This is a genomic window from Escherichia sp. XD33 (assembly GCF_019375075.1).
GTDB lineage: Bacteria > Pseudomonadota > Gammaproteobacteria > Enterobacterales > Enterobacteriaceae > Enterobacter > Enterobacter flexneri_A.
This window is the reverse complement of sequence record NZ_JAENDM010000151.1, coordinates 1-2,220: the sequence shown is the minus strand read 5'-3', so window position 1 is coordinate 2,220 and position 2,220 is coordinate 1. Positions and strand designations below refer to the sequence as shown.

Sequence of the window (2,220 nt, the reverse complement as noted above, 5' to 3'; positions counted from 1 at the left end):
TGGTTGCTGCTCAGCTAAACAACAGACCGAGAAAGACACTGAAGTTCAAAACACCGAAAGAGATAATTGAAAGGGGTGTTGCATTGACAGATTGAATCTACAGTAGCCTTTTTTAATATCGTATTTTGTTCCTCCAGACGGCGAACTTGCTTTTCCAGCTCGCGGATACGTTGCTGGTCTGGAGTAATGGGTGTGGCAGAGGGCGTAATACCCTGGCGCTCTCGCCTGAGCTGGCGTACCCAGCTCTCAAGCGTGGTTGAACCGACATTCATCGCTTCACTGGCCTGTCGATATGAGTAGCCCTTATCAACAATCAGCTGTGCACATTCCAGCCTGAACTCAGGGGTGAAGGTTCGTTTGGTTTTCTTGTTCATTAAGTCACCTGTTTTGTGTTGTGGTGAGAATATCACCTTTCATCAGGTGGCCAAATTTAGTGTGCCACTACATTCCGCCTGAAAGCTGACTGCCTCCTGCTGAGGTGGGAGGCTATGATTCAGTGCGTTTATAGTCTCCGGGGTATGCATGTACCGGAGCATACCATTTCTGGTGGATAACAAGCCGGCACATTCAGACTGCAGTGAAGATGGAGGCACCTGGTTGTGAAGAACGTTTCTGCCCGTGGCTGCTTCGCATCATCAATGGTATTCATACCCGCTCAGAAATGACCGGGTGCTGAAGCCCTCCGTTATCGCGCAGTATAATGACGTATATGATCTGTGGACGAGTGAGCGGCGTGCCTGATGTACGCCGCTATTACTGTATTTTACCACAGGGCTGGTTTTCTGCTGCCAGCCCTGTGGTTCTCAGACATCAACTGTGAGCGGCATCAACCGATGTACGGTATGCCATAAGCACGTACTGATCCATCAGATTTGTCAGTGGTTCACTCTGACCCTGACGTGCAATGATCCATTGCTCCAGATCTTTTTCTGATTTGTGTTTCAGGTTTTTCGTCCAGTCGTCAAGGCTGTTTCCGGTCATTAAGTCAAGCCAGCAGAGCCAGACCAGTTTGAGACGTAACTCCGTGCCGCCAAACTGACGGAAGAGGCTGATCAGTTTGTTTGCCAGAGAATGTTGCTTCAGGCGCTCACATTCAGACAGCAGGATCCCTTCCAGCATCGGATGATGAACCAGCAGGTGTTCGCTGGTGCATAAATTCACCACCAGATCATCATCCAGGGACGGGGAGCTCCGTTTGTCCGGACCATAAATCAGCCGGTGCAGACTCTGGGGAACGATGGCAATCTCCGGTTTTTCGCCATTGAATGACACCCACCCGGGCGTCAGATTATGGAAATAGTAGATATTCGGATGACACACGCCCCATGATACGGCGTGCCGGGTGAAGCCGGTCAGCCATTTCTGGTAGTTTTCATGGAGCAGCTCGTAACGGGTCTGATACTGTTGTTTCATTTTCATATTCCTCACGGGGGATAACAGGCAGCAGAGCGCCGCCGGCAGGCCGGAGATTGCGTCTGCTGTGGGCGAAGGGTTAGTGGTTAAAAATTACGGACGGGACTGTGCAATACGCGCCTGCAGCCAGGCTTCCACTTCACTTTTCAGCCAGCGGGAGCTGCGCCCCATTTTGATGGGCGCAGGAAAGCCCCCATCTTTGATGAGTTTGTCAAACCACTTATCGGTTAGGCCGGTCAGTTGAGTGATAAACGCCATGTCGACCATCTGGTCATCCATCAGCGAAACTGGGGTAGCCATGAGAATGTTCCTCCGGATGTTGTTAAACCAGCCGGTGTGGTCATGAAAACAGCGCGCCACCTTCACCGGCATAACAACCGGGGAGAAACGTAAAAAATAATCGGGAATGTGGCTGTCCGGAGATAAACGGGGGGATTGCGATGGCAGAGCCGTAGCGGAATCCCGGAGGGGGGTGTTGCGAAAAGATGCTTCCGCACGCACGCGCGATAAAGAGGGGATAGTTTTCGTGAGGACAGGGAGAGAAGCAGGCGTTCTGATAATTGCAGAGTTGTTTTCGGAGGTGGTTACAGTGAGTCAGCCCGTTCCTGGCGAGCAGGAGACTGATATCACCGATGGGATAAGGTTGTCTGATTGGTATTATAAATATAAGAAGTCATCAGAGAGTAACTAGACTGGCCCCCTGAATCTCCAGACAACCAATATCACTTAAATAAGTGATAATCTTAATACTAGTTTTTAGACTAGTCATTGGAGAGCAGATGATTGATGTCTTAGGACCGGAGAAAC

General features: G+C 50.4%; 3 protein-coding genes and 1 pseudogene. 1 reads left to right on the top strand and 3 read right to left on the bottom strand.

What is annotated here, in order from left to right; genetic code table 11:
- Positions 1-95 (top strand): hypothetical protein (locus K0778_RS28110; protein ID WP_063097250.1); only part of this gene is annotated, 95 nt, incomplete at its 5' end.
- A gap of 12 nt (positions 96-107) precedes the next feature.
- On the opposite strand, the pseudogene K0778_RS25725 reads toward K0778_RS28110, so the two are convergent.
- From K0778_RS25725 to K0778_RS25715, 3 genes and pseudogenes are all read right to left on the bottom strand, one after another.
- Positions 108-410 (bottom strand): annotated as a pseudogene (locus K0778_RS25725) (transposase); the annotation flags it as partial.
- A gap of 400 nt (positions 411-810) precedes the next feature.
- Complete coding sequence (locus K0778_RS25720) at positions 811-1,413, bottom strand: hypothetical protein (RefSeq protein ID WP_000813432.1); 603 nt, start codon at positions 1,411-1,413, stop codon at positions 811-813.
- A gap of 93 nt (positions 1,414-1,506) precedes the next feature.
- Entirely contained in the window at positions 1,507-1,713 is a 207-nt protein-coding gene (locus K0778_RS25715) for an AlpA family transcriptional regulator (protein ID WP_000235214.1), read from the bottom strand.
- Positions 1,714-2,220 lie beyond the last annotated feature (507 nt).

Bases quoted from the DNA above. Each gene is read 5' to 3' on its own strand.
- K0778_RS25720 (WP_000813432.1), bottom strand. From the start codon at position 1,413: ATGAAACAACAGTATCAGACCCGTTACGAGCTGCTCCATGAAAACTAC.
- K0778_RS25715 (WP_000235214.1), bottom strand. From the start codon at position 1,713: ATGGCTACCCCAGTTTCGCTGATGGATGACCAGATGGTCGACATGGCG.